Genomic DNA, 259 nt, shown 5'->3' on the forward strand with positions numbered 1-259 from the left:
CTTCCCCAACGACGCCGCCGTGGTGAAGCTGCTGTGGCTCGCGATCTGCAACATCGAAGACAAACGAGCTCGAGAACGAGCGAAGGAACGTGGCAAGCCCGCCAGCGAGCGCAAAGCCTCACCCCGACTCGTCGAAGGACAAATCACCACGAACTGGAAGAAAGCTCTGGCCCAACTCGCCATCGCCTACCCCGACCGGATCAACCCCTACCTCTGAAACCGAGACGGCACCCACTTACACAAACACCTTGACAGGCTC

At 59.8% G+C, this 259-nt stretch carries 1 pseudogene; it reads left to right on the forward strand.

Annotation, left to right across the window (positions count from 1 at the left end):
- Positions 1–217 (forward strand): annotated as a pseudogene (locus D9V41_RS17525) (IS256 family transposase); the annotation flags it as partial.
- Positions 218–259: the final 42 nt, after the last annotated feature.

Source organism: Aeromicrobium phragmitis (assembly GCF_003674095.1).
GTDB lineage: Bacteria > Actinomycetota > Actinomycetes > Propionibacteriales > Nocardioidaceae > Aeromicrobium > Aeromicrobium phragmitis.